Annotated in this window: 18 protein-coding genes; 5 read left to right on the forward strand and 13 right to left on the reverse strand. The window is 67.4% G+C overall.

The annotated features are described in order from the left end of the window. The first annotated feature begins 121 nt into the window (after nt 1-121). Both tyrS and ACLBWL_RS12265 read left to right on the forward strand, forming a co-directional pair. Nucleotides 122-1,345 carry a tyrosine--tRNA ligase gene (tyrS, locus tag ACLBWL_RS12260; protein WP_447793514.1) on the forward strand — a complete coding sequence of 408 codons (1,224 nt, stop codon included), beginning with the start codon at nt 122-124 and terminating at the stop codon, nt 1,343-1,345. 106 nt (nt 1,346-1,451) lie between these two features. Beyond that, nucleotides 1,452-1,769 (forward strand): PilZ domain-containing protein, encoded by a 318-nt coding sequence (locus tag ACLBWL_RS12265; protein WP_447793362.1) that lies wholly within the window; start codon nt 1,452-1,454, stop codon nt 1,767-1,769. A gap of 2 nt (nt 1,770-1,771) precedes the next feature. Here ACLBWL_RS12265 and ACLBWL_RS12270 read toward each other — a convergent pair whose 3' ends face one another. Together ACLBWL_RS12270 and recG are read right to left on the reverse strand one after the other, a co-directional pair. Next, entirely contained in the window at nt 1,772-2,212 is a 441-nt protein-coding gene (locus ACLBWL_RS12270; protein ID WP_447793364.1) for a DMT family transporter, read from the reverse strand. Between the two features lie 52 nt (nt 2,213-2,264). After that, complete coding sequence (gene recG, locus ACLBWL_RS12275) at nt 2,265-4,316, reverse strand: ATP-dependent DNA helicase RecG (protein WP_447793366.1); 2,052 nt, start codon at nt 4,314-4,316, stop codon at nt 2,265-2,267. 73 nt (nt 4,317-4,389) lie between these two features. Here recG and ACLBWL_RS12280 point away from each other — a divergent pair, with 73 nt between their 5' ends. Next, on the forward strand, nt 4,390-4,656 hold the full coding sequence (locus ACLBWL_RS12280; RefSeq protein ID WP_447793367.1) for an FAD assembly factor SdhE: 267 nt from the start codon (nt 4,390-4,392) through the stop codon (nt 4,654-4,656). A gap of 118 nt (nt 4,657-4,774) precedes the next feature. Continuing rightward, nucleotides 4,775-8,245: a transcription-repair coupling factor gene (gene mfd, locus ACLBWL_RS12285; protein ID WP_447793369.1), complete on the forward strand. Its 3,471-nt coding sequence runs from the start codon at nt 4,775-4,777 to the stop codon at nt 8,243-8,245. Between the two features lie 170 nt (nt 8,246-8,415). Here the strand turns inward: mfd and ACLBWL_RS12290 are convergent, their stop codons facing one another. From ACLBWL_RS12290 to ACLBWL_RS12310, 5 genes are all read right to left on the reverse strand, one after another. Next, a complete protein-coding gene (locus tag ACLBWL_RS12290; RefSeq protein WP_447793371.1) occupies nt 8,416-9,015 on the reverse strand; it encodes a CC0125/CC1285 family lipoprotein in 600 nt (199 codons plus the stop codon). Between the two features lie 123 nt (nt 9,016-9,138). Next, on the reverse strand, nt 9,139-9,555 hold the full coding sequence (locus ACLBWL_RS12295) for a secondary thiamine-phosphate synthase enzyme YjbQ (protein WP_447793373.1): 417 nt from the start codon (nt 9,553-9,555) through the stop codon (nt 9,139-9,141). Nucleotides 9,556-9,836: 281 nt separating this feature from the next. Then, complete coding sequence (gene secA, locus ACLBWL_RS12300) at nt 9,837-12,575, reverse strand: preprotein translocase subunit SecA (protein WP_447793375.1); 2,739 nt, start codon at nt 12,573-12,575, stop codon at nt 9,837-9,839. Nucleotides 12,576-12,673: 98 nt separating this feature from the next. After that, the gene (locus ACLBWL_RS12305) at nt 12,674-12,925 is read right to left on the reverse strand and encodes a hypothetical protein (RefSeq protein WP_447793377.1); all 252 of its coding nucleotides are present in this window, start codon (nt 12,923-12,925) and stop codon (nt 12,674-12,676) included. A 35-nt stretch (nt 12,926-12,960) separates the two neighbouring features. Then, nucleotides 12,961-13,476 carry a TonB family protein gene (locus ACLBWL_RS12310; RefSeq protein WP_447793379.1) on the reverse strand — a complete coding sequence of 172 codons (516 nt, stop codon included), beginning with the start codon at nt 13,474-13,476 and terminating at the stop codon, nt 12,961-12,963. Between the two features lie 100 nt (nt 13,477-13,576). On the opposite strand from ACLBWL_RS12310, the gene argJ reads away from it, so the two are divergent. After that, on the forward strand, nt 13,577-14,797 hold the full coding sequence (gene argJ / locus ACLBWL_RS12315) for a bifunctional glutamate N-acetyltransferase/amino-acid acetyltransferase ArgJ (RefSeq protein WP_447793381.1): 1,221 nt from the start codon (nt 13,577-13,579) through the stop codon (nt 14,795-14,797). 180 nt (nt 14,798-14,977) lie between these two features. Here the strand turns inward: argJ and trxA are convergent, their stop codons facing one another. The 6 genes from trxA to tsaE form a co-directional block, all read right to left on the reverse strand. Further along, on the reverse strand, nt 14,978-15,301 hold the full coding sequence (trxA, locus tag ACLBWL_RS12320) for a thioredoxin TrxA (RefSeq protein ID WP_055877560.1): 324 nt from the start codon (nt 15,299-15,301) through the stop codon (nt 14,978-14,980). A 64-nt stretch (nt 15,302-15,365) separates the two neighbouring features. After that, entirely contained in the window at nt 15,366-18,797 is a 3,432-nt protein-coding gene (gene addA, locus ACLBWL_RS12325; protein ID WP_447793384.1) for a double-strand break repair helicase AddA, read from the reverse strand. Further along, nucleotides 18,781-21,741: a double-strand break repair protein AddB gene (gene addB, locus ACLBWL_RS12330; protein ID WP_447793386.1), complete on the reverse strand. Its 2,961-nt coding sequence runs from the start codon at nt 21,739-21,741 to the stop codon at nt 18,781-18,783. The genes addA and addB overlap by 17 nt, the downstream gene beginning before the upstream one ends. Further along, nucleotides 21,734-22,489, reverse strand: coding sequence for a nucleotidyltransferase family protein (locus ACLBWL_RS12335; protein WP_447793388.1), 756 nt, complete (start codon nt 22,487-22,489; stop codon nt 21,734-21,736). Before ACLBWL_RS12335 ends, addB begins: the two co-directional genes overlap by 8 nt. Next, nucleotides 22,486-23,466 (reverse strand): aminoglycoside phosphotransferase family protein, encoded by a 981-nt coding sequence (locus tag ACLBWL_RS12340; protein ID WP_447793516.1) that lies wholly within the window; start codon nt 23,464-23,466, stop codon nt 22,486-22,488. The genes ACLBWL_RS12335 and ACLBWL_RS12340 overlap by 4 nt, the downstream gene beginning before the upstream one ends. Continuing rightward, the gene (gene tsaE, locus ACLBWL_RS12345) at nt 23,463-23,903 is read right to left on the reverse strand and encodes a tRNA (adenosine(37)-N6)-threonylcarbamoyltransferase complex ATPase subunit type 1 TsaE (RefSeq protein ID WP_447793518.1); all 441 of its coding nucleotides are present in this window, start codon (nt 23,901-23,903) and stop codon (nt 23,463-23,465) included. The genes ACLBWL_RS12340 and tsaE overlap by 4 nt, the downstream gene beginning before the upstream one ends. Nucleotides 23,904-23,905: the final 2 nt, after the last annotated feature.

Consider the following 23,905-nt stretch of genomic DNA (forward strand, 5'->3'; position numbering starts at 1 on the left):
GCGGTGGCCGGAATAAAGCGAATCTCCCCTCCCGCTTGCGGGAGGGGTCGGGGGAGGGCATGGGGGCGACGAAGCCCCTCCCCTAACCCCTCCCGCACGCGGAAGGGGAATGAGACGCACCATGACCTACCAGTCCGACCTGCTCACCACGCTGACCTCGCGCGGCTATGTCCACCAGATGACCGACGCCGCCGCGCTCGACGCGCTTGCCGGCAAGCAGGTCGTGCCCGGCTATATCGGCTTCGATCCGACCGCGCCGTCGCTGCACGTCGGCAGCCTCGTCCAGATCATGCTGCTCCGCCGGCTCCAGCAGACCGGGCACAAGCCGATCGTGCTGATGGGCGGCGGCACCGGCAAGATCGGCGATCCGAGCTTCAAGGACGAGGCGCGCAAACTGCTCGGCGAGGACGGGATCAAGGCCAACGTCGCCTCGATCCGCCGCATCTTCGAACGCTTCCTCACGTTCGGGGATGGCCCCACCGACGCGGTCATGCTCGACAACGCCGAGTGGCTCGACGCGCTCGAATACATCCCGTTCCTGCGCGATGTCGGCCAGCATTTCTCGGTCAACCGGATGCTCGCGTTCGATTCGGTCAAGCTCCGCCTCGACCGCGAGCAGTCGCTGAGCTTCCTCGAATTCAACTACATGATCCTCCAGGCGTACGACTTCCTCGAACTGTCGCGGCGGGCCGACTGCCGGTTGCAGATGGGCGGATCGGACCAGTGGGGCAACATCGTCAACGGCATCGAACTGTCGCGCCGAATGGACGGCACCGAGGTCTACGGCGTCACCACCCCACTGATCACCACGGCGGATGGCGGCAAGATGGGCAAGACGATGTCGGGCGCGGTCTGGCTGCACGAGGACCAGCTGTCGACCTTCGAGTACTGGCAGTTCTGGCGCAACACCGACGACCGCGATGTCGGACGCTTCCTCCGCCTCTTCACCGACCTCCCACTCGACGAGATCGCGCGTCTCGAAGCGCTTCAGGGTGCGGACATCAACGCTGCCAAGATCGTCCTCGCCAACGAGGCGACGGCGATGTGCCGCGGTCGGGCTGCCGCCAAGCAGGCTGCCGATACCGCCCGAAAGACATTCGAGGAAGGCGCCTCGGGCGATTCGCTGCCGAGCTTCCCGGTCAGCGGTGGCGCGATCGGCATCGTCGAGGCGCTGGTCGGCCTGGGCTTCGTCGCGTCCAACGGCGAAGCGCGGCGCAAGATTGCCGAGGGCGCGGTCCGGGTCGATGGCGAGGCCGTGAAGGAGCCAAGCGCCTCGATCGACGTCGCATCGCCGGTTCGTCTCAGCCTCGGAAAGAAACGGCACGGGATGCTAACCCCCTCGTAATCGGCACATTTTCTTAACGGAAAACCGAGCGTTAAGCATCCTCGTTCGTTCGGGGTTCACCGCCGGCACGCTAATCCGATAGCTTCCGTAACTGGGGGAACATCCGATGCGAAACTATGCCACGGCTGTTCGAGACCATCGCGGCGAGCCGCGCGACGAGATCATGCACCGTACGCACGCGATCGACGGCGACGGTCGCAGCATGAAGCTGGTGCTGGTCAACATGTCGGCGAATGGCCTGATGGCGCGCTGCGAAGGTGCGCCCGAGGCGGGCGACCGGTTGCGGATCACGCTGCCGATCCTCGGCGGTGTCGATGCCGTCGTGCGCTGGTCGCTGGGCGGGCGGATCGGCTGCGAGCTCGAACGAACGATCCCGCTCGCCGAGTATTACGGGATGCTGTCGGTGCTGGTCCGCAACAGCTGAGGTCAGCCGGCGCGGACCAGCAGCACGCCGCCGATCACCAGCACCACGCCTGCAACGCGCATGAGACTGATCGGCTGGGCGCTGAGCCCGAGCAGGCCGAACCGATCGAGCACCAACGCGGTCACAAGCTGGCTTCCGACCGCGATCGTCAACGCGGACGCGAGCCCAAGTCGCGGCGACGCATAGGCCAGCGCCGCGACGAAGCACGCGCCGTAGAGCCCGCCAAGCCACGCCCAGCTGGGCGCGCCCTTCAGCGCTGCCGGCATCGTCCGATCGGCCGCCGCCCAGATCGCGAACAGGATCGCGGTGCCCATCGCAAACGAGACCAGCGACGCGAGCCAGACCGAGCCGGACGCCTTTGCCAACGCGGCGTTGGTCGGCGGCTGGACCGCCAGCCCGACACCGGCGAGCAGGACGATGAGGATCGGGAAGAGCGGTGGCATCCGTCGTCCGTGGCGACGGGCGGCCGCGAATGCAACCGGTGAGACGTGCATCTCAACCCGATCGCAGCAGCGCCACACCCGCATCGCGGTCGAACAGGTACAGGGCAATGCGTGCGGCCTGACCCCGCGGCCCCTCCAATCCACCGTCGCGATCGATAAGCAGTCGCGCGTCGTCGTGCGCGCATTCCAACAGGTCGGCCATCATCTCCGGCGTCGCGAGTCGGAACGCCATCTCGCCGGACTGCCTGGTACCGAGCAGTTCGCCTGCGCCGCGGAGGCGGAGGTCCTCCTCGGCGATGCGGAAGCCGTCGTTGGTCTCGCGCATCAGGGCGAGGCGCGCGCGGGATGTCTCGCTGAGCGACGAACCGCGCATCAGCAGGCAGATCGACCGGCCGGTGCCGCGCCCCACCCGTCCGCGGAGCTGGTGGAGTTGGGCGAGACCGAAGCGGTCGGCATGCTCGATCACGATCAGCGTCGCGTTGGTGACGTCGACGCCCACTTCGATCACGGTGGTGGCGACGAGGACGGACGTGCGCGCGGCGGAGAACTCGGCCATCACCGCGTCCTTCTCAGCCGGTTTCATGCGGCCGTGGACGAGCGCCACCTTGTCGCCGAAGCGGGCACGCAGTGTCTCCGCGCGCATTTCGGCAGCGGCGAGGTCGCTCTTCTCGCTCTCCTCGACCAGCGGGCACACCCAGTAAGCCTGCCCGCCATCCGCCAGATGCCGGCCGAGCGCATTGACCACGTCGTCGAGGCGGTCCTCCGAGATGACGCGCGTCTCGATCGGCTGGCGTCCGGGCGGCATCTCGTCGAGGCGGCTCACGTCCATCTCGCCATATTGCGCGAGCGTCAGCGTGCGCGGGATCGGCGTCGCGGTCATCGCGAGCAGATGCGGCGGCGCGACGCCTTTTGCCTGCAACGTCATCCGCTGCGCCACGCCGAAGCGGTGCTGTTCGTCCACCACCACGAGCGCGAGGTCCTTGTAGCCGACCGCATCCTGAAAGATCGCGTGCGTGCCGACGAGAATGTCGATCTCGCCACTCGCCAGCGCCATCAGCGTCGCCTCGCGTACGCGACCCTTATCACGGCCAGTGAGCACACCGATCTCGATCGGCAGCCCGGCGAGCGTCTTTCGCAACGTCTCGTAATGCTGGCGAGCGAGGATCTCGGTGGGTGCAAGCATCGCGGCCTGTGCGCCCGCCTCGACCGCTATCAGCATCGCCATCGCCGCGACCAAAGTCTTGCCCGAGCCGACATCGCCTTGCAGCAGCCGCAGCATTGGCGATGTCTGCGCGAGATCGCCCTCGATCTCGGCCACGGTGCGGGATTGGGCGCCGGTCAGCGTGTAGGGCAGCTTGAGCAAGTCACGCAGCCGGCCGTCACCGTGGAGTGCCCTGCCCCGCCGCTTGCGCGTGTCGGCGCGGACCAGCGTCATCGCGAGCTGGTTCGCGAACACCTCGTCATACGCCAGCCGCTCCCGCGCCTTCGCATCCGACGGGTCGGCGTGGATGCGCGCCAGCGACTCGTGCCAGCCCGGCCATTCGCGTTTTGCCTTGAGCCCTGGCTCGATCCACTCCGGCAAGTCCGGCGCGCGCGCGACCGCCTGCGTGGTCAGCGCCGCCAGCCGTCGCGACGTGAGCCCTTCCGACAGCGGATAGATCGGCTCGCGCTCGCGCAACTCCTCGTCCGGCTCGACGATGTCGGGATGGACGATCTGCAATTCCTGGCCATATTCGTCGAGCCGCCCCGAGATCCGCTTGGCCTCCCCGATCGGGAGGAGCTTCTTCGCCCAGCCCGAACTGCCGCCGAAGAAGACGAGGCTGACGTAGTTGCCGTGCTCGTCGGTCGCCTGCACGCGCGTAGGCCCCCGCCCCGCGCTGATCTTGTAGTCGCGCGGGGTGAGCGTGATTGTGATGATCCGCCCGGCATCGCTCGACATCAGCTCGGTGCGCGGCAGGCGATCGACGTAGCCGGTCGGCAGATGGAAGGCGACGTCGACGACGCGCGCGAGCCCGAGCCGGTCGAGCGGCTTGGCGAGCGCAGGCCCCACCCCCTTCAGGACGAGGGTTTCGGCGAACAGCGGATTGAGGATTTCGGGTCGCATGACTATCTGGCCTCTATAGCCTAGCCGACGCTCGCTACCAGCGGGTCGCCGGCTCTTCGTGTTTGGAGATACGATGGATCACGAGACCCGCCTCAAGCGCCTGGGCTTCCGCAGCTCGCACCGCGGCACGCGCGAAGCCGACATGATGATCGGCGGCTTCTTCGCGACCTACGGCCGGACGTGGACGCCCGAGCAGCTCGACTGGTTCGAGGCGCTGCTGGAGGAACAGGACGTCGACATCATGGGCTGGGCGATCGGCTCGATCCCGTGCCCGCCGGAGTGGGACGGCCCGATGATGCAGGCGATGCGCGACATCAATTACGTCACGGTCGTGAAGTAACGCACTCCCTCTCCCCGCTGGGGAGAGGGTCGGGGTGAGGGGCAGCCAAGCAGTGCAGTGCCCGGAACAGCCCCTCACCCAGCCCTCTCCCCAACGGGCAGAGGGCTTTAGGAAACCAATGCCAGACCTCAAGACGATCCTCTCCGCGACGAGCCCGCTGATCCTCTCGGGCGTGCCGTCCGGCTTCCAGCCGTCGCTGCTCGCCGACCTCGCCCGCGCTGCGAAGACCCGCGCGGTGTTCATCGCGCCCGACGACGCCGCCATGCGCGCGATCGCCTCGACCGCCGCATATTTCGCGCCCGATCTCGAAGTGCTGAGCTTCCCCGCCTGGGACTGCCTCCCCTACGACCGCGCCTCTCCCACCCTACGCATCATGGCCGAGCGTGTCGCCGCGCTCCAACGCCTGCAAGGGAAGCCCAAGGGTCCGCAGCTCCTGCTGACCACCGCCAACGCCGCGACTCAGCGCGTCCTCACCCCGTTCCGCATCCGCCAGCTCGTCGCGCGGCTCGCGCCCGGCGAGCGGATCGGTCGCGACAAGCTCGCGATGCTGCTCCAGGCGAACGGCTATGTCCGCACCGACACCGTCCACGACCAAGGCGAGTATGCGGTGCGCGGCGGAATCGTCGATCTCTACCCGTCGGGCGAAGACCACGCGCTGCGCCTCGATTTCTTCGGCGACGAGATCGAGAGCGTCCGCACGTTCGACGCGGCCGACCAGCGCACGACCGGCCGGATCGACGGCTTCGTCCTGCTCCCCGCCTCCGAAGCGCTGCTCGACGAGGACTCGATCAAGCGCTTCCGCACCCGCTACCGCGATGCGTTCGGCGCGACCGCGACCGGCGATCCGATGTACCAGGCGATCTCCGAAGGCCGCCGCATCGCGGGCATGGAGCATTGGCTGCCGCTGTTCGAGGAGAAGATGGCGACGCTGTTCGATCATCTCGGCGCCGACGACGTCGTGGTGCGCGACAACGGCGTCGCGGCGGCGGTGGAGAGCCGGCTCGAATCGATCGCCGACTATTACGAGAACCGCAAGCGCGCCGAGGCGGCCCAGCCCGGCAGCTATCGCCCGCTCACCGCTAAGGCGCTCTATCTCGACGCGCAGGAATGGTCCGGCGGCGTCGAGGCGTTCGCCGCGCACATCACCTCGCCCTTCCACGAACCCCCGAGCGACACCGTGCTCGACTTCGACGTCGACGGCCCCCGCGATTTCGGCCCCGAACGCGCCGCGCAGGCGAACATCTACGAAGCGGTTGCCGATCACGTCGAGAAGCTGCGCAAGCAGGGGCGGAAACCGATCCTTGCCAGCTACTCGATCGGAGCGCGCGAACGCCTGGGCAGCCTGCTCGCCGACCACGGCATGAAGGGCGGCAAGCACGCCGAGACCTGGCAGGAAGCACTCGGCATCGCCGACACTGCCCGCAGTTTCGGCGTCGCGCTGATCGTCCTGCCGCTCGATCACGGCTTCACCGCGCCGGAGATCGCGGTCCTCACCGAGCAGGACATGCTCGGCGACCGCCTCGTCCACCGCAAGAAGCGCAAGAAATCCGCCGACGCGTTCCTAGCCGAACTGGCCACGCTGACGCCCGGCGACCTCGTCGTGCACACCGAGCACGGGATCGGCCGCTATGAAGGCCTGACCTCGATCCCCGTCGGCCAGAGCCCGCATGACTGCGTTGCGCTGAGCTATGCCGGCGGCGACAAGCTGTACGTGCCGGTCGAGAATATCGACGTCCTGTCGCGCTACGGCTCGTCCGAGGAAGGCGCGACGCTCGACCGTCTCGGCGGCGAAGGCTGGCAGCGCCGCAAGTCGAAGATGAAGGAGCGGATCCGCGAGATCGCCGGCGAACTCATCGCGACCGCCGCCGAACGCGCGCTGCATCCGGGCGACGTGCTCGAACCCGATGCAAGCGGGTACCCCAGCTTCGTCGACCGTTTCGCGTACGAGGAAACCGAGGACCAGGACCGCGCGATCGAGGACGTGCTCGGCGATCTCGCGGCGGGCAAACCGATGGATCGGCTGGTGGTCGGCGACGTCGGCTTCGGCAAGACCGAGGTCGCGCTCCGCGCGGCATTCGTCGCGGCGATGGGTGGCAAGCAGGTCGCGATCGTCTGTCCGACGACGTTGCTCGCGCGCCAGCACTACAACAACTTCGTCGCGCGCTTCGAGGGTTTCCCAATGAACATGGGCCGCCTGTCGCGGCTCGTCACCGCGAGCGAGGCGAAGGCGACAAAGGAAGGGCTGGCGAACGGCACGATCGACGTCGTCATCGGCACGCACGCGCTGCTGGCGAAGAATATCGACTTCAAGCGGCTCGGGCTGGTGGTGGTCGACGAGGAGCAGCGGTTCGGCGTAACGCACAAGGAGCGGCTGAAGGCGCTGCGGGCGGACGTCCACATGCTGACGCTGACCGCGACGCCGATCCCGCGCACGCTGCAGATGGCGATGTCGGGAATCCGCGAGCTTTCGGTGATCCAGACCCCACCGGTCGATCGCCTTGCGGTGCGGACGTACATCATGCCGTTCGATCCGGTCGTGCTGCGCGAGGCGCTGCTGCGCGAGCATTACCGTGGCGGGCAGAGCTTCGTCGTCACGCCGCGCGTTGCCGACCTGCCCGAGATCGAGGATTTCCTGCGCGAACAGGTGCCCGAGATCCGCTTCGTCGTCGCGCACGGCCAGATGTCGCCGACCGAGGTCGAGGAGCGCATGTCGGCGTTCTACGACAAGAAGTTCGAAGTGCTCGTCTCGACCACGATCATCGAGAGCGGGATCGATATCGCGTCCGCCAACACGATGATCGTCCACCGCGCCGACCGCTTCGGTCTTGCTCAGCTGTACCAGTTGCGGGGGCGTGTCGGCCGATCGAAGACGCGTGCCTATGCGTATCTGGTGACGCCGCCGGAGCGACAGATGACGGTGACGGCGGAGAAGCGCCTGAAGGTCCTATCCGATCTCGATTCGCTCGGCGCCGGCTTCCAGCTTGCGAGCCACGATCTGGATATTCGCGGCGCGGGCAACATGCTCGGCGACGAGCAAACCGGGCATATCAAGGAGGTCGGTTTCGAACTCTACCAGGCGATGCTGGAAGAGGCGATTATGGACGCCAAGGCCGGCGGCATGACTTCTGGGCGCCCGCGCGATTTCTCGCCGCAGATCACGGTCGACGCGCCGATCCTCATTCCCGAGGATTACGTGCCCGATCTCGACCTTCGGATGGGGCTGTATCGCCGCCTCAACGATCTCGACGAGGGCCAGGAGATCGAGGCATTCGCGGCCGAGATGATCGATCGGTTCGGGCCTTTGCCGGATGCAACCGAGAATTTGATCAAGGTCATCGAGATCAAGCTGAACGCGAAACGTGCGTGCGTGTCGAAGATCGACGTCGGGCCGAGGGGCGTGCTGGTGTCGTTCCACAACGACACGCCGCCGAACATCGACAAGCTGCTGGCGTATGTCGAGCGGCTCAACGGCGTCGCGCGGTTGCGGCCGGACAGCAAGCTGGTGTTGCAGCGGGCGTGGGGCGATCCGAAGGCCCGGCTGCACGGCGCGCTACAGCTGTCGAAGGGTTTGGCGAAAGCTGCTTCCTAAAGCCCTCTCCCCCTCGGGGAGAGGGTTGGGTGAGGGGCGCCGCGAGCGCTGCCCTCTACAACAGCCCCTCACCCCGACCCTCTCCCCGCCGGGGGAGAGGGAGCAGCGTAACAAAAAGGCCGGACTACCCTGGGGTAGCCCGGCCTTTTCGCTGTCTCGAAAGCCGCAGCTTACTTCGGCAGCACGACGCTCGGCCCGATGCTGTCGACGACCTTCCGCGCATCGAACGCCCGGATGTTGTCGCGCGGGATCGGTCCCTTGCGCATCACGATCTCCGCGGTCGCTTCATAGCGGTCGATCGTGCGGATATCGAAGTCGTTGCCCCATGGGCCGCCACCGAAACCGCCACCGAAGTACGGATCCCAGCTACGCCAGCCGAACCCGCGGCCGTAATAGCGCCACGACGGGCCCCAATAGCCGCCGAAGCCGCCATAGCCGAACCCGCCACCGATCCCCGGCGTTGAGTAAGTACGCGACTGGAGATTGGTGTCGCGGTCGGCCATCAGGAAATAGTCGTAGCCGTTCTGCAACGTCAGTTCGGCGGCGCGGAAGAACAGATAGCGCTCGACCGTGTCGCGCGAGGTGACGCTGTTGCCGGCAAAGCTGACGAGAAAGCGACCCGGCTCGACTTGGCGGTCGCTATAGCCGGTACGGTTGAAGCCCTGGCCCGTCGCAGGCCGATACGTGGTTTCGGTCGCGCATCCGGCCAGCAGCAGCGCGCCCGTTGCGAGCGCTGCGAGTGCGACCTTGCCACCCGGTGTCTTGAACATGGTGTCGTCTCCGTTCGCGGCGAATGCGGCGAAACGCCGCTTATTAGCCGTCAGTTGTGGAACGGTTGATGAACGACATCGCTCCAATGCGCCACCGGCCTGACGCATTTTTCATGATCGACGTCAGTCGCCGATGACATGCAGCGCCAGCGTGCGCCGATGCGGACGACGGCGGTGCTCGAAGAGATAGATCCCCTGCCATGTACCGAGCGCGAGTCGGCCCTCGATCAGCGGGATCGACAGCTGAACCTGGGTAAGCGCGGTGCGGAGGTGTGCGGGCATGTCGTCCGGGCCTTCGTCGTCGTGCAGGTAGTCGCGCGACTCGGGGGCGATGCGGGCGAAATAGGCTTCGAGATCGGTGCGGACTTCGGGGGCCGCATTTTCCTGGATCAGGAGGGACGCGGAGGTGTGACGGCAGAATACCGTCAGCAAGCCTTCGGTGAGGCGCTCGTCGCGGGTCCAGCGGGCGATCTTGTCGGTGACATCGACCAGGCCCTGGCGGGTAGTGTCGATGGTTAGCATTGTGGAGGCTTGGCGCATGGGGTCCTAACGAGCGGTCGGGAGGGTTGCTCCCCAGTTCCCCCGCGAAGGCGGGGGTCCAGAAATCTCATGCGCCATCGCCGGTAGCCTAGGCTCCCGCCTTCGCGGGATAACTGACGGGCGCCGACACGCGCCCTCTTCACCACCCCGGCGGAGGCCGGGGCCCAGTTGGGGGACGTCGCTAACTGCGGTAGTGCTTCGTTACTTCGACCTTTCCAACTGGGCCCCGGCCTTCGCCGGGGTGGTAGCGAGCTGGGCGGGTCTCGTCAGTTCGTCAAATCTCAAACAGCCCCGTGGCACTGCTTATACTTACGCCCCGACCCGCAAGGGCACGGCGCGTTGCGGCTCACCACGCCCTCCCAGTTCGCCGGATCCTCGCCGATATCGGCCTCCTGCGGCTGAGGAATCTGCAACGGCGGCATTGTCGAGGTGATGTGGCCGCGCGTGCCCGCATCGAAATCGTTCGAGTTGTCCTCGCCCGTGAACGGGTCGAAATGCGTCGTGATGAAGTCCGGCAGCTCGGGCAACCCGACCGGCGCCTGCATCTGGAACTGCGCGTGCGCGATCGTCTTGGTCACGTCCTCGCGGATCGTCTCCAGCATGCGCTGGAACAGCGAGAACGCCTCCTGCTTATACTCGTTGATCGGCGTCTTCTGCGCGTACGCGCGCAGATGAACGACCTGACGGAGCGCATCGAGCGTCGCCAGATGCTCCTTCCAGTGATGGTCGAGGTTCTGCAACAGGATCGACTTCTCGACCGACGTCCACGTCTCGGGATCGAGCTCGGCGGCCTTCTGCGCGATCGCCTCGTCCGCCATCGCGCGGACGCGCTCCTCGATCACCTCGGGGTCGACCGACTCTTCCAGCAGCCACGCGTCGATCTGCGGCTCGAGGTTGAGCACCTCGGCGAGCCGCGTCTTCATCCCCTCGATGTCCCACTGCTCGGGATAGGAGTTGGGCGGGCACGCATCGCCGACGATCACGTTGACCGTCTCCGCGCGCATGTCGGTGACCACGTCGCCGACGGTATCGGCATCCATGATGTCCGCGCGCTGCTCGTAGATCACTTTCCGCTGCTCGTTCATCACGTCGTCATATTCGACGACCTGCTTGCGGATGTCGTAGTTGCGCGCCTCGACCTTCTTCTGCGCGGTCTCGATCGCCTTCGACAGCCACTTGCTGCCGATCGCCTCGCCGTCCTCGATATTGTTGCGCATCATCTTCGCGAACAGCGTGTCCGGCCCGAAGATCCGCAGCAGATCGTCGTCGAGGCTCAGATAGAAGCGCGACAGGCCCGGATCGCCCTGACGCCCCGAGCGCCCGCGCAGCTGGTTGTCGATACGCCGGCTCTCGTGACGCTCGGTGCCGAGCACGAACAGGCCGCCCGCGGCGAGCACCGCCTGCTTCTCCGCCTCGATCTCGATCGTGATCCGCTTCGCCGCCTCGTCATATTCGGGCGTGCCCTCGACCAGTTCCGGATGCTCGTCGAGCATGCGGAACTCCAGGTTGCCGCCGAGTTTGATGTCGGTGCCGCGGCCCGCCATGTTGGTCGCAATCGTCACCGCGGACTTGCGCCCCGCCTGTGCGACGATGTGCGCCTCCATCTCGTGGTAGCGCGCGTTGAGGACCTTGTGGTCGACGTTCTCGGCCTTGAGGAACTCGCTCAGCATCTCCGACTTCTCGATCGACACCGTGCCGACCAGCACCGGCTGGCCCAGCTCGGCATGATACTTGATCTTCTTGGCGATCGCCGCGAACTTGTCCTTTGTATCCTTGTAGAACTCGTCTTCCTCGTCGACGCGCTTCACTTCGACGTTGGTCGGGATGCTGACGACGTTGATCTTGTAGATGTCGTAGAACTCGGCCGCCTCGGTCGCCGCGGTGCCGGTCATGCCACCGATCTTGGGGTACATGCGGAAATAGTTCTGGAACGTGATCGAGGCCATCGTCTGGTTCTCGGGCTCGATCTGGACGCCCTCCTTCGCCTCGACCGCCTGGTGCAGGCCGTCCGACCAGCGCCGGCCGTCCATCATGCGACCGGTGAACTCGTCGATGATGATGACCTTGCCGTCCTTGACGATGTAGTCGATGTCCGACTTGAACATCACGATCGCGCGCAACGCCTGGTTGAGGTGATGGACGACCTGCGTGTTCTCGAAGTCGTACAGGTTCTGCCCCTCGAGCAGCCCCGCCGCCTCGAGCATCCGCTCGACCTTCTCGGTACCGTCCTCGGTGAGGATGATCGTCTTCTGCTTCTCGTCCTTGTCGTAGTCGGCGGGATCGAGTTGCTTCACGACCGCGTCGACCTGCATGTACAGCTCGGACTTGTCGTCGGTCGGGCCGGAGATGATCAGCGGCGTGCGGGCTTCGTCGATCAGCACCGAGTCGACCTCGTCGACCACCGCGAAGTTGAACGGACGCTGCGTCATCGCGCTGCGCTCGTACTTCATGTTGTCGCGGAGGTAGTCGAAGCCGAACTCGTTGTTGGTGCCGTAGGTGATGTCGGCTGCGTACGCGGCGCGGCGCTCATCGTCCGACAGGTTGGGGATGATGACGCCGATCGTCATGCCGAGGAAGGTGTAGACCTGCCCCATCCACTCGGCGTCGCGTGCCGCGAGGTAGTCGTTGACGGTGACGACGTGGACGCCGTCGCCGGGCAGCGCGTTGAGATAGGTCGCGAGCGTCGCGACGAGCGTCTTGCCCTCGCCCGTGCGCATCTCGGCGATCTCGCCGCGGTGAAGGACGATGCCGCCGACCATCTGGACGTCGTAATGGCGCTGGCCGAGCACGCGGTGCGCAGCCTCGCGGACCGTCGCGAACGCCTCGGGGAGCAGGTCGTCGAGCTTCTCGCCCTCTGCGAGCCGCGCGCGGAACTTGACCGTCTGCGCCGAGAGTTCCTCATCCGACATCGCCTGGAGCGAAGGCTCGAACGAGGCGATCTTGGCGAGGATCGGGTTGAGCGACTTGACGTAGCGGTCGTTGGACGAACCGAACAAGGATTTGGCGAGGCCACCGAACATGGGCTGATTTCCTGAATTTGAGACGCGTCGGCACGCTGGGGGCACGCACGCGGGGAGAGATAGGGCGGCCGGTAAGCCGAAGGGTCAGACGCCCGACGCTATTCGCGCCGGCGGTCCGCCCAGATCGGAGCCTCGCTCAAGGCAATGACTCGCAAGGCCGCGGAGACGCAAACGTCTTCCAACGACGCCAGAACCGCAGCCGGCCGTATCGCAACCTTGACCGGCACTGCCGCCACCGACCGCGAGCAAACGCTACCCTGCGCGACAGCCTGTGCCGACTGGCCACGCACACCCGGAACCGCGCCGGTCAGTGCAGACAGAAGGGCGGAGAGGAGCAGCAGCAGGTTCATGCGGCACCGGCTGTATGCGAGCCGGCGCGATAAATCTACCGTTCGTCTCGTGACAGCGCCCATCGAACGCGGGGAAGCGCGAAGCGCGAGACGATCGCCGCGCCGCGTGCATCGCGCGCCGGCCGGAAGCGACCGTCGCGGACCGCCGCGCGGCACGTCCCGCGATCGAGCCTCCTGATACCGCTTCGGGCGAGGATCTCGCAGGCTTCGACGCGGCCATCGATGCCGACGAGTAGCGCGACCCGGACCGCACCCTCCTGCTCGGCCCGGATTGCAGTCGAGGGATAGTCATCGGGACCGAACCAGTCCGCATAGCGGCCGATCGGGCGCGCGGGGGTTACGGCAACGGGAAGATCACGGGGGAGAATCCTTGGGTACGGAGATCGCCACGAGCGATAACCGTCCCTGGCGACGAGCAGGATGCAGGCGGCGAAGGCGAGGCTGCACGCCGCGACCAGCGCGAGGACGGTTACCATCACGATCCTGCTGCTGCCATCGAACCGGGCATCCAAGTGGCTGTAATAGGGTTCGCTTGCGTTCGCGTCCGTCATCGTCGAGCCCCCTCGCGCCATCTTGGACACCGACGGACCGTCGATGGTCAAGCGCGAACGGCGATCTTGCCGCCCGGATTGCAGCGACTATGAAGGCGGGATGCAGACATCGCCGCTCGCCTTGCCCTTCCCCGCCGCCCCTTCGATCGACGGAGTCGCGCTGCATGTCGCGCGCGCGGCGTACAAGAATTGGGATCGGTGCGACCTGACGTTCGTGACGCTGGAGCCGGGGACCATGGTCGCCGGTGTGCTGACGCAGAGCAAATGCCCGTCGCCTGAGGTGGAGTGGTGCCGTGCGGCGCTGACGCTGGGTCAGGCTCGGGCGCTTGTCGTAAATGCGGGTAATTCGAACGCGTTTACCGGCTCGCGCGGCCGCGCGGCGGTCGAGACGATCGCGGCGCGGACCGCGGCGCATCTAGGCTGCCAGCCTTCGGACGTGTTCGTGTCCTCGACCGGCGTGATCGGGGTGCCGTTGCCGATCGACAAGGCCGAAGCGGGACTCGACGCTGCGTTCGCTGCCGAGCCGTGTGGTTGGGAAGACGCCGCCGCGACGATCATGACGACCGATACGTTCACCAAGGGGGCGGTGACGACCGCGGTGATCGGCGACCGGACCGTCAAGCTGGTGGGGATCATCAAGGGATCGGGGATGATCGCGCCGGACATGGCGACGATGCTGGGGTTCATCTTTACCGATGCCGCGGTCGAGCCGGAATTCCTGCAGGCCGCGCTGTCAAAGGCAAATGCGCCGAGCTTCTCGTGCATCACGGTCGACAGCGATACCTCGACCAGCGATACGGTGCTGGCGTTCGCGACCGGCAAGGCTGGCAACGTCCCGCTGGCGGATGATGACAGCGTGGGGGCGGACGCCTTCCGCGCTGCACTGGCTGACCTATGCCATCAACTCGCGATGCTTGTGGTCCGCGACGGCGAAGGCGCGCAAAAGCTTATCGAAATCCAGGTGACCGGCGCGGAGAGCGATCGGAGCGCACACCGCATCGCGATGAGCATCGCCAACTCGCCGCTCGTGAAGACCGCGATCGCCGGCGAGGACGCGAACTGGGGCCGGGTCGTCATGGCGGTCGGCAAGGCCGGCGAGCCCGCTGACCGCGATACGCTCTCGATTCGGTTCGGGAATACGCAGGTTGCCGAGGGCGGCTTGGCGCTGAGTGGTTACGACGAGGCGCCGGTCGCCGCACATCTCAAGGGGCAGGAAATCGAAATCGGCGTCGATCTCGCTCTAGGCAAAGGGCGGGCCACTGTATGGACCTGCGACTTCACGCATGGCTACATCTCGATCAACGCCGACTATCGTAGCTAAGCTCGGCCGAAGCAGAGCTCAGTCGAAGCCAATCTTCCAACCCGTCACCCCGCCTACGTCCGTCACCCCAGCGAAAGCTGGGGTATCCCCGTTGGCGAGCGGTGTGGCTCCAACCGGTAGATCCCAGCTTTCGCTGGGATGACGGAGGGGGCTCTAGGGGCGGGTAGGCGAAGGTCTATTTTAGGCCAGCTCGCCTTCAAGCCAAGCCTTCAACCGGCCCTTGGGCTCTGCACCGACCTTAGTTGCCGCCGGTGCGCCGCCCTTGAACAGGATCATCGTCGGTATCCCGCGGACGCCGTACTTCCCCGGCGCGTCGGGGTTCTCGTCGATGTTGAGCTTGGCGATCGTCACCTTCTCGCCGAGTTCCTCGGAAATTTCCTCGAGCGACGGCCCTATCATCTTGCACGGACCGCACCATTCCGCCCAGAAATCGACGAGCACGGGGCCATCGGCGTTCAGTACGTCCGCATCGAAGCTGGCATCGGTGATCTGCTTGGTCGCCATCGTGAATTCTCCTTGGTTGAGTCGTATCTAAGGTCGCTCGCGTGTGCGCTCAACCACCGGAGCGCTAGCTTTGCTCCGTGGGCCGATAGTGCGGCTTGTTCGCGGCCAGCGTCTCGTCGTCCAGCACGATCAACCGCGGTCCTGCGGTGTACAGCAAGGCCGCCTCGACCGACCGCCCCGGAAAGATCACGCCCAAGGCTTCGGCATAGGCTGCCATCTGCTTCAGATGGTAGTCCGGCACGTCGTCGAGGCCGCGCGGTGCGCGTCGTCCGGTCTTGAAGTCGACGACGCGGATGCGGTCGGGCTCGATCAATAGGCGATCGACCGTCCCCGACACGACCATGCCGTTCGCGAGGGTGGCGGCGATCGGCGCTTCGGCCAACGTATCCGCGCCGAACAGCTCGGCAAAGCGCGGGTCGTCGAGCACGGCGACCACGCTCTGTACGATTTCGGACCGCGCCGCGACATCGTCGACGCCGCCTGCTTTCGCCAGCCAGCGATCGGCTGCCATCGCACGATCGGAGGAAGCAACCGCCGGCAGACGCTCGAACAGCGCATGGATCAGCCGGCCCCGCTCCGCTGCGACGCGCATCGCAGGCGTCGGCGGTGGATCGGATACCGCGTCGTCGCCCAGCGCAGACGGCGACAGCGGACGAGGCGGACGCGCTTCTTGCGGTGCGGGTTCATGCGCCCAGGCCGGCAGCTGCGCGTTAGCCGCAATCTCGACCAAAGCCGAAGACTTGGCGATCACCGCAGGCTGGGGCTCGACCCCAGCGAACGTCCGCGCGCCCTCGCCCATCGGCACCTCGAGTGCCGTCAACGCACGATCGGACGCCGCGTACCAGCTGTTCTCCGGCGGCACGCCCTTCGCGCGCGGCCCGAGTGCACCGGCTATCACCAGTCGCTCTTCGGCGCGCGTGGCGGCGACGTAGAACAGCCGCCAATGCTCCTCCAATTCGCGCTGCTCGGCGGCCGACACGACGGCATCCAGCGGGCCGCCGCGCTCAGCCGATCGCGGCCGGAACACCGGGATCGGGGCGGCCCCCGGCTCGGGCGCCCATTTCAGGATCGAGCGCGGCGCCGCCGACGGGTCCGCCGTCGCATCCGCCAGGATCACCAGCGGCGCCTGCAATCCCTTCGCGCCGTGCGCGGTCATCACCCGGACCGCATCGAGCGGCGCAGACGGATCGCGAACGATCTCGACGTCGCCGCGGTCGAACCAGTCGAGGAAGCGCTGCAACGACGGCGTCGTCGTGCTCTCGAACGTCAGCGCGGCGTTGAGCAGTTCCTCGATCGGATCGCGTGCCTCGGTCCCCAACCGCCGGATCAGTTTTCGGCGACCATCGAGCGGGCCGGAGAGCAGTTCCTCCAGGAACTGGTACGGCGTCGCGATGTCGGCGCGCGCAAGCATCGCTAGTAATGGCGCCAGTCTTGTTGCGGGTTGCGTGCGTTGCAGGTGGCGCCAAAGCGGCCCGGCCTCGCGCGGGGCGGCGGCCATCAGTTCGTCCTGCGTCCAGCCAATTAGCGGGGATACGAGCAGCGCAGCGACGCTAAGATCGTCCTCCGGCTGCAACACGAAGCGGATCGTCGCGAGCAGGTCCTGTACCGCGAGCGGCGCGTTGAGCCGCAGGCGATCGACCCCCGCCACCGGCACGCCCTCGGCATAGAGCCGCGCGACGATCAGCGAGGAGAGATCGCCGCGTCGCTTGACGAGGATCATCACGTCCTCGGGCCGCAGTCGCCGGCCTTTGCTCTCCAGCATCAGGCCGGTGTCGGGCGCGAGCCACCCCTTGACCGCGCGCGCGATATCGCTGGCGAGCTTGCGCACCGCGTCGTCGACCCAGCCCTCCTCGTCGTCCTCGCTGCCGCCTGCCGAGACGGGCGGCCACAAGGTCACCGTGCCGGGCCCGGCCACCTCGCTGGCGTGACGCTCGACTTCGCCGGCGATCCCGAGGCCCGGTTCGCCGATCGCGTCGATCGCCGCATCGACGAACTCCAGCACGGTCCGCGTCGATCGGAACGAGTGGCGCAACGACAGCCGCGCCAAGGGCAACCCGCGCTCCTCCTCGGGCCAGTCGTCGTCGCCTTCCGCCTCGCTTGCCCGACCGCCGAAATATTGCTCGGCCGCCTGGAAATTGAGCGGATCGGTCCCCTGAAACCCGAAGATCGCCTGCTTGTAATCGCCGACCGTGAACAGCGTGCGCGTCGACGGCGCATAGATGCCGCGACCGACGAAGAACTCGTCCGCCAGCGCACGCACGATCCGCCATTGATGCCCGTTGGTATCCTGCGCCTCGTCGATGAGCAGGTGTTCGGTCGCCTGGTCGAGCTTGTAGCGCACCCATTCGCCGATCCCCGGCTGGTCGAGCAGCGCCACCGTCGTAGCGATCAGGTCGTCGAAATCGACCGCGCCTGCGCGCCGCTTGGCCAAGGCATAGCCCCGCGCGTAATCGCGCCCGATATCGAGCCCGTCGGCGAGCAGATCGCAATAGGTCGCACGCTGCACCATCGACAGCACGTCGGTGCACGCCTCACCTAGGTCGCGTGCGAGGATTTCGTAATCGGGCTCGGCATCGATCAGTTTTTTCGACGCTTTACGCTGCGTGCCGGTGCCGGTCAGCACCACGCTCGCGAGGTCGGCCAAGGTCGCCGCGCGATCTTCGGAGTCGAGCCAGCGTTGCACGGTCGCCGCCGCGGCCTGCCCGGTGGCGGTCCCCCAGGCGCGATTGGCCGCCGCAATACGCGCGATTGCGTCAAGGTCGAGCGCATCGCACCATTCCTCGATTGCTTCGTCGATATCCCCGGACGGAAGCCCGAGTTCGCGCCGAAGCCACGGCTGAATCCCGACCGGCAGCGCCTCCAGCGCCGGCAGCGCGCGGGCGCAGGCGAGCAGGAACGCCTCCGCCCCACCCTCGCCCATCCGCAGCGACAGGCGGCCGACGATCTCGACCGGGCGTTCGCGGCCTTCGCGTTCGGCGTCCGTCAGCATCGTTGCCAGGGCTTCCCGCGCGAGCCCCGCCTCTTCGCGCGCCTCCAGCGGCCGGAAGCCCGGCGTCAGCCCGGCCTCGACCGGGAATGCCGCCAGCAAGCCCTGACAGAATCCGTGGATCGTCTGGATGCGCAAGCCCCCGCCCGGCGCATCGAGCACCTTGGCGAACAGCGTGCGGGCGCGGTCCTGCAACGCCTGTACCGGGCTCTCGCCGAGCGCGATCAGGTCCGCCGCCAGTGCCGGCGCCGGCATCCGCACCCATGCCGCGAGGCGCCCGTTGATCCGCTGCGCCATTTCGGCCGCGCCGGCCTTGGTGAAGGTCAGACACAGGATCGCACCGGGATCGACACCGCGCAACAGCAGCCGGAACACGCGCGCCGCCAGCACCTGCGTCTTGCCGGTGCCTGCCGATGCGGACAGCCAGACGTGCGAGGCCGGATTGCTCGCATCGGCCTGCGCGCCCCTCAGGCGGGGCAGCGTGGCGAGCGCATCACCGCTCACGGCCATACCATTCGTCGCGTCGCATCAACTGGTCGTACTCGGCATAGGGGGCGTATTCGGGGACGAGTTTCGCGGTGAATGCGGCGCTGCCGGTCAGCCATTCGCCGACGACTTCGGTGAAATTGTGCGCGGCGATCGCGGTGAACTCGGCGGTCGGGATCTTGTCGCGCTTGCCCTCGGGATCGACCGGGCTCTCGATATAGCCGAACGCGTCGCGCTTCTTGCCGAGCGACCAATATTCGAATGCGCCCGCGGTGCCACGCACGTCTTCGAAGCCGCCCCGCTCCGCGATCAGGCCGAGCAGCCCGAGTTGCAGGCTGTACCCTGCGCGCACCGCGGTCGGCGAAGGCGGCTTGCCGGTCTTGTAGTCGATGATCGCGAGACGTCCGTCGGGCAGCGTGTCGATCCGGTCGTAGCGCCCCGAGAGGGTGACACCGGCGATCTCGATCTTGCCCTTGCCCTCGGCACTGGCGACGGTGCGGCCGTCCTCGCCTTGTGCGACTATGGCGCCGGCGATCCAGTCGATCGCCTCCAGCAACCGCGGCTGCCACAGCGCGCGCATCATCGGGTGCGTCCGCTCGTCCTCTAGCATCGCCTTCGCGCGTTGCCGGAGCGTGTCGACGGTGCAGTTGTCCTGCTTCCACCATTGCTCGAGGATGTCGTGTACCGCGGTTCCGCGCCACGCCGCGCTCGGATCGGCATCGACCGGGTCGAGCGGCATCAGCCCGAGCACGCGGCGCGCATAGAAGGCGTAGGGGTCGGCCTTGAGGCGATCGACCTCGGTGACGGAAATGACCTTTGGACGCAGCGAAGCCGGCGGCGAAGGTTCCGGCCGAACGGCGGGTTCATGCACACCCGGATCGTCGAGCGCGCGCGTCCAGCCTTCCAGCGCCGACGCACGCTCGAACCGATCGCCAGCAAGCGCCTGCAACCTTAACCAAAGCCGGGATGCCAAGGCCGGCGACTTCGCATCCCGGCGCGCTCGCGTGACGACCGCGCGAGGAGCGCCAAGCGCCTGCGCGAAATCATGCGCGGCGGTGCCGACACGTCGCTCCAACCCCGGCAACCCGAGTTCCATGCGAATACGCGGCGCAAGCCACGGATCGGGTGCGGGCCGTCCTGGCCACACGCCTTCGTTCAGTCCGCCGAGCACCATGACGTCCGCCGTCTGCAACCGCGCCTCGATCAGACCGTAGATTGCGAGCCGGGGATGTCCGCCGGGTGCTGGACGTACCGCTACTTCATCGAGCAACGTTCGCAACAACTGCGGTAGCTCGCGGGGGTCGATTCGCGGCGGTCCGGCAGGCGCCTCGGCTTCGAGGTCGGCGAGGAACTCCGCCGCCGCGCGCCCTGCAAGACCCGACCAGAGATTGTCGCCGCACAGGGTCTGCGCTGTCTCGCGCAGGCAGGCGAGCACCGACGCCAAGGGCTGCGGCCCCTGGTCGAACGCGCCTGCGAGCGGCGTCAGCAACGGCTGGACGTCGGCCCACCATGTTGCTGCCGTCCCCTTGCGCTCGTTAAGATGTCCAGCGATCCCGTCGAGCCCCGCCGCCGGTCGTGGTCCGCGCAACCGCCGGTCCAGCGCGCGCGCGCCGTCGAGCCACAGCAAGCGATCCTCGCCGGCGCGCACCAGCGGATGCTTCAGCAGCGCCAGCAGGGCGAGCGGGGAGAAGCGTTGCGCCGCCGCCTCGGCCAGCGCGAGCAGCAACGTGCCCGGCGGGAGGATCGACAGAGGCCGCCCTGCGCTGTCGTCGATGCCGATATTCCAGCGCCCAAGATGCGCCGCCACCCGCCGCGCAAGCGCACGATCGGGCGTGACGAGCGCGGCGGTCCGCTCGGGCACCTCCAGAGCCTCGCGCAATACCAGCGCGATCGCCTGTGCCTCCTCCGCCGGGGTCGCGAGTTCGGCCGCGGTCACGCCTTTCAAGCGGCGATCCTCCGCCGCGATCTGCGTCCACTTGCCGGTAAAATCCGCAGGCGCCAGCGCGTTGGCGATCGCCCGCCCGCGCGCGGCGTCGGCGTCATGCCCGCCGCCCTCGCGCCAGACCTGCACCTCGCCGCGCGCGACGCCCATGCGCAGGAGCATCAGCTTGGCATCGAACTGCGGATGCGTCTCGATCGAGCGCCGCGTAAGCCCGGTTACCGGGTGCGGATCATGCGGGCCGAGCGCGTCCCATTCCTCGTCCGGCAGCGCCAGATCGAGGCCCGCGAACACCACCATCCCCTGCGGCATGTCGGCAATGCACCGCAACAGTCGCGCGACTGCGGGAGCGGAATCGGTCACGCCTGCCGCACACACGATCCCGGCCGGCGGCGCGTTCCGCCAGCGCTGGGCGAGCCGGTCGAGCAGCGCCGAGCGCCGCGTCGCTGCGTCGATCCGTTCCAGCCGCGCAAGTTCGCCCGGCCAGCGTTGCAGCACGATCTCGAACGTCGCGAGCGCGCGGCGCCAATGCTCGGTAAGTTCCGGCCCAAGCTCGATATCGCGCAATCTGGTCGGCGGCACCTCCTCGACCAGCAACTGATCGAGCGTCCGCGCGAGTTCTCCCGCCAGCCGCACCGCTTCCGCCGCATCGACCGGATGGCCTTCGCGCGCCCGCTCTTCCGACACCAGCCGCGCGAGGATCATCCGCCGCTGATACGGCGGCACCGCGGGCAGCGGCGGATCGATATCGTCCGCTGGATCGAGCGCGGCGCCGACCGCCTCGCCCATCTCCGGATCACCCAGCGCTACGAGACGCGGCAAGACGAGCCCGCCGCCGCTCGCGCGCACGAACGCCTCGGTCACCGCCTTCGCCGCGCGGTTGTTCGGCAACACCACCAGCGCTCGGGCCAGCGCCAGCGGATCGCGGCCCGCCTGCCGCATCAGCCCTGCGACGAGGGCATCCGCAAACGCCCGGTGCGCGGGGATCGTGTACAGCGTCGGGCGACCCGCCGTGGCAATATCAGCCATCCGCGAGGATCGCCTCGGTCTTCGGGATCGCGGCGGGCGTGCCGACGTCGAACCACAGGCCCTGGTGGACCTGACCATAAGCGCGGCCCGCCTCGATCGCCCGGTCCCAGAAGATGTTGGTCGAGAACGGCCCCTCCGGCCAGTCCGCGATCAGCCGCGGATGGAGAATCTGGATACCGGTATAGGCGAACGGCGCTAGCCGGCCGGACTTGCGCCGCCCGCTGATCCGGCCATCCGCGGCAAGGTAGAAATCGCCCGGCCCGCGGTGATTATGCGCCCGCGCGAGCGGCACCATCAGCAACAGCGCGTCCATCTTGGCATCGTCCCAGCGCGACGCGAGCAGCTTGATCGCGTCGACCGGCCCGTCGATCCACAGATTGTCGCTGTTGACCACCAGCACCGGCGCATCCCCAAGCAGATGCCGCGCCTGGACGAGCCCGCCGCCCGTCTCCATCAGCATTTTCCGCTCGTCGGAGATCACCACGTCGATCCCGTCGAACCGATCGGTGACATGCGCCTCCAGCGTGTCCGCCAGATAATGCACGTTGACCACCGCGCGCTTGATCCCGGCCGCCTGCAACCGCTCGAAGACGTGATCGATCAACGGCTTGCCGGCGACCTTCACCAGCGGCTTGGGACGCGTCGCGGTCAGCGGCCGCATCCGCTTGCCGAGGCCGGCGGCCATCACCATCGCCGTTTCGGGGACCGTGCCGCGCGGGACGGGGCGGATCGTCTGCTGGCGGGTCATGCGCCCAGGACCAGCGGATCGCCGCGCAGATCGGCGGGGACGTTCGCTTCGAACCACGCCGCGACCGGCGCCATCACCGGTTGCGCGAGGTCGCGCTCCAGATACGCCCAGACGCGCGGGCACATCGTCGGATAATGCGGCTTGCCGTCGCGCTTCCACAACCGCGTGAAGATGCCGAGGATCTTGGCATTCCGCTGCGCGCCGAGCACGTGATACGCGTTCATGAAGTCGTCCCCCGCATCCGCCGCCGCCCGGTAGCGCGCGAGCATCGCCGCCTCGACCGTCGGATCGACCGTCCGCCGCGCATCCTGCAACAGCGACACCAGATCATAGGCAGGATGCCCCGCCAAAGCGTCCTGGAAATCGAGCAGGCCAAGCGATCGATCCGACCCGACCAGCATCAAATTCTCGGCATGATAATCCCGCAGCACCGTGACCGGCGTTTCGGCGATGGCGTGGTCGAACACCGCCTCCCACGCTGCGTCCCAACCGGGCAAATCGGGCTCGATCCCGACCGCCGGGCAGTACCATTCGACGAACAACCCCGCCTCGCGCTTCAAAACCGCGCGGTCGTACGACGGAACGGGCGCCGCCGGATGGCCGCGCAACCGCACGAGCAGGTCGATCGCCGGCGCATAGAGCGACAGTTCGTCGGCGGGCGCTGCGTCGACCGCCTCGCGCAACCGGTCGTCGCCGAAATCCTCGATCAGCACGAGCCCCTGGTCGAGATCGCACGCCAGTATAGCCGGTGCCGCGAAGTCGCGCTCGACCAGCCATTCGGCGATGGCGATGAACGGTCGCGGGTCCTCGTGCGGCGGCGGTGCGTCCATGAGAATGGCCTGGCGTCCCCCCTCTCCGCCGCCTTCGATCGCGCGGAAATACCGGCGGAACGACGCGTCGCCGGCGACCGGGAGGATCTGCGCCCCTCCCCAGCCATGAGCGTCGAGAAAAGCGGCGGCGCCGGGCGGCGGGGTCATGTCGGCCATCGCGACCTCCAAGCTTCCGGCACGCCGATAGTCAAGCCGCGCGTGCCGTCCGGCTCGATCGTCAGGCTCAACCGCAGCGCATCGGGCCAATGATCGGGGCCCGCGCGCTCCGGCCATTCGACGAGCAACAGCGAATCATAGCGTGCGTCGTCGAGCGCCAGTTCCTCGATCTCGGCGGGGTCGTCGATCCGGTAGAGGTCGACGTGAAGCACGGGGAAGCGCACCTCGGGTGGCGCGTAAGGCTGGACGATCGCGAAGCTCGGCGATGGTGCCTCGCCCGCGAGCCCGAGCGCGGCAAGCAGTCCGCGCGCGACGCTGGTCTTTCCTGCGCCAAGCGTGCCCACAAGCGTAATCACGTCGCCGGGTCGAACCAGGTCGGCAAGCGTAGCCCCGAACGCTTCGGTAGCTTGCGGGTCGGATAGTCGGATCA

Source organism: Sphingomonas sp. M1A8_2b, from assembly GCF_053345535.1.

Coding starts and splice junctions, on each gene's coding strand:
- ACLBWL_RS12305 (WP_447793377.1), bottom strand. CDS start 12,925: ATGAACCTGCTGCTGCTCCTCTCCGCCCTTCTGTCTGCACTGACCGGC.
- ACLBWL_RS12310 (WP_447793379.1), bottom strand. CDS start 13,476: ATGACGGACGCGAACGCAAGCGAACCCTATTACAGCCACTTGGATGCC.
- addB (WP_447793386.1), bottom strand. CDS start 21,741: ATGGCTGATATTGCCACGGCGGGTCGCCCGACGCTGTACACGATCCCC.
- addA (WP_447793384.1), bottom strand. CDS start 18,797: ATGGCCGTGAGCGGTGATGCGCTCGCCACGCTGCCCCGCCTGAGGGGC.
- ACLBWL_RS12340 (WP_447793516.1), bottom strand. CDS start 23,466: ATGACCCCGCCGCCCGGCGCCGCCGCTTTTCTCGACGCTCATGGCTGG.
- ACLBWL_RS12290 (WP_447793371.1), bottom strand. CDS start 9,015: ATGTTCAAGACACCGGGTGGCAAGGTCGCACTCGCAGCGCTCGCAACG.
- ACLBWL_RS12280 (WP_447793367.1), top strand. CDS start 4,390: ATGGATCACGAGACCCGCCTCAAGCGCCTGGGCTTCCGCAGCTCGCAC.
- secA (WP_447793375.1), bottom strand. CDS start 12,575: ATGTTCGGTGGCCTCGCCAAATCCTTGTTCGGTTCGTCCAACGACCGC.
- trxA (WP_055877560.1), bottom strand. CDS start 15,301: ATGGCGACCAAGCAGATCACCGATGCCAGCTTCGATGCGGACGTACTG.
- ACLBWL_RS12295 (WP_447793373.1), bottom strand. CDS start 9,555: ATGCGCCAAGCCTCCACAATGCTAACCATCGACACTACCCGCCAGGGC.
- mfd (WP_447793369.1), top strand. CDS start 4,775: ATGCCAGACCTCAAGACGATCCTCTCCGCGACGAGCCCGCTGATCCTC.
- argJ (WP_447793381.1), top strand. CDS start 13,577: ATGCAGACATCGCCGCTCGCCTTGCCCTTCCCCGCCGCCCCTTCGATC.
- recG (WP_447793366.1), bottom strand. CDS start 4,316: ATGCGACCCGAAATCCTCAATCCGCTGTTCGCCGAAACCCTCGTCCTG.
- ACLBWL_RS12265 (WP_447793362.1), top strand. CDS start 1,452: ATGCGAAACTATGCCACGGCTGTTCGAGACCATCGCGGCGAGCCGCGC.
- ACLBWL_RS12270 (WP_447793364.1), bottom strand. CDS start 2,212: ATGCCACCGCTCTTCCCGATCCTCATCGTCCTGCTCGCCGGTGTCGGG.
- ACLBWL_RS12335 (WP_447793388.1), bottom strand. CDS start 22,489: ATGACCCGCCAGCAGACGATCCGCCCCGTCCCGCGCGGCACGGTCCCC.
- tyrS (WP_447793514.1), top strand. CDS start 122: ATGACCTACCAGTCCGACCTGCTCACCACGCTGACCTCGCGCGGCTAT.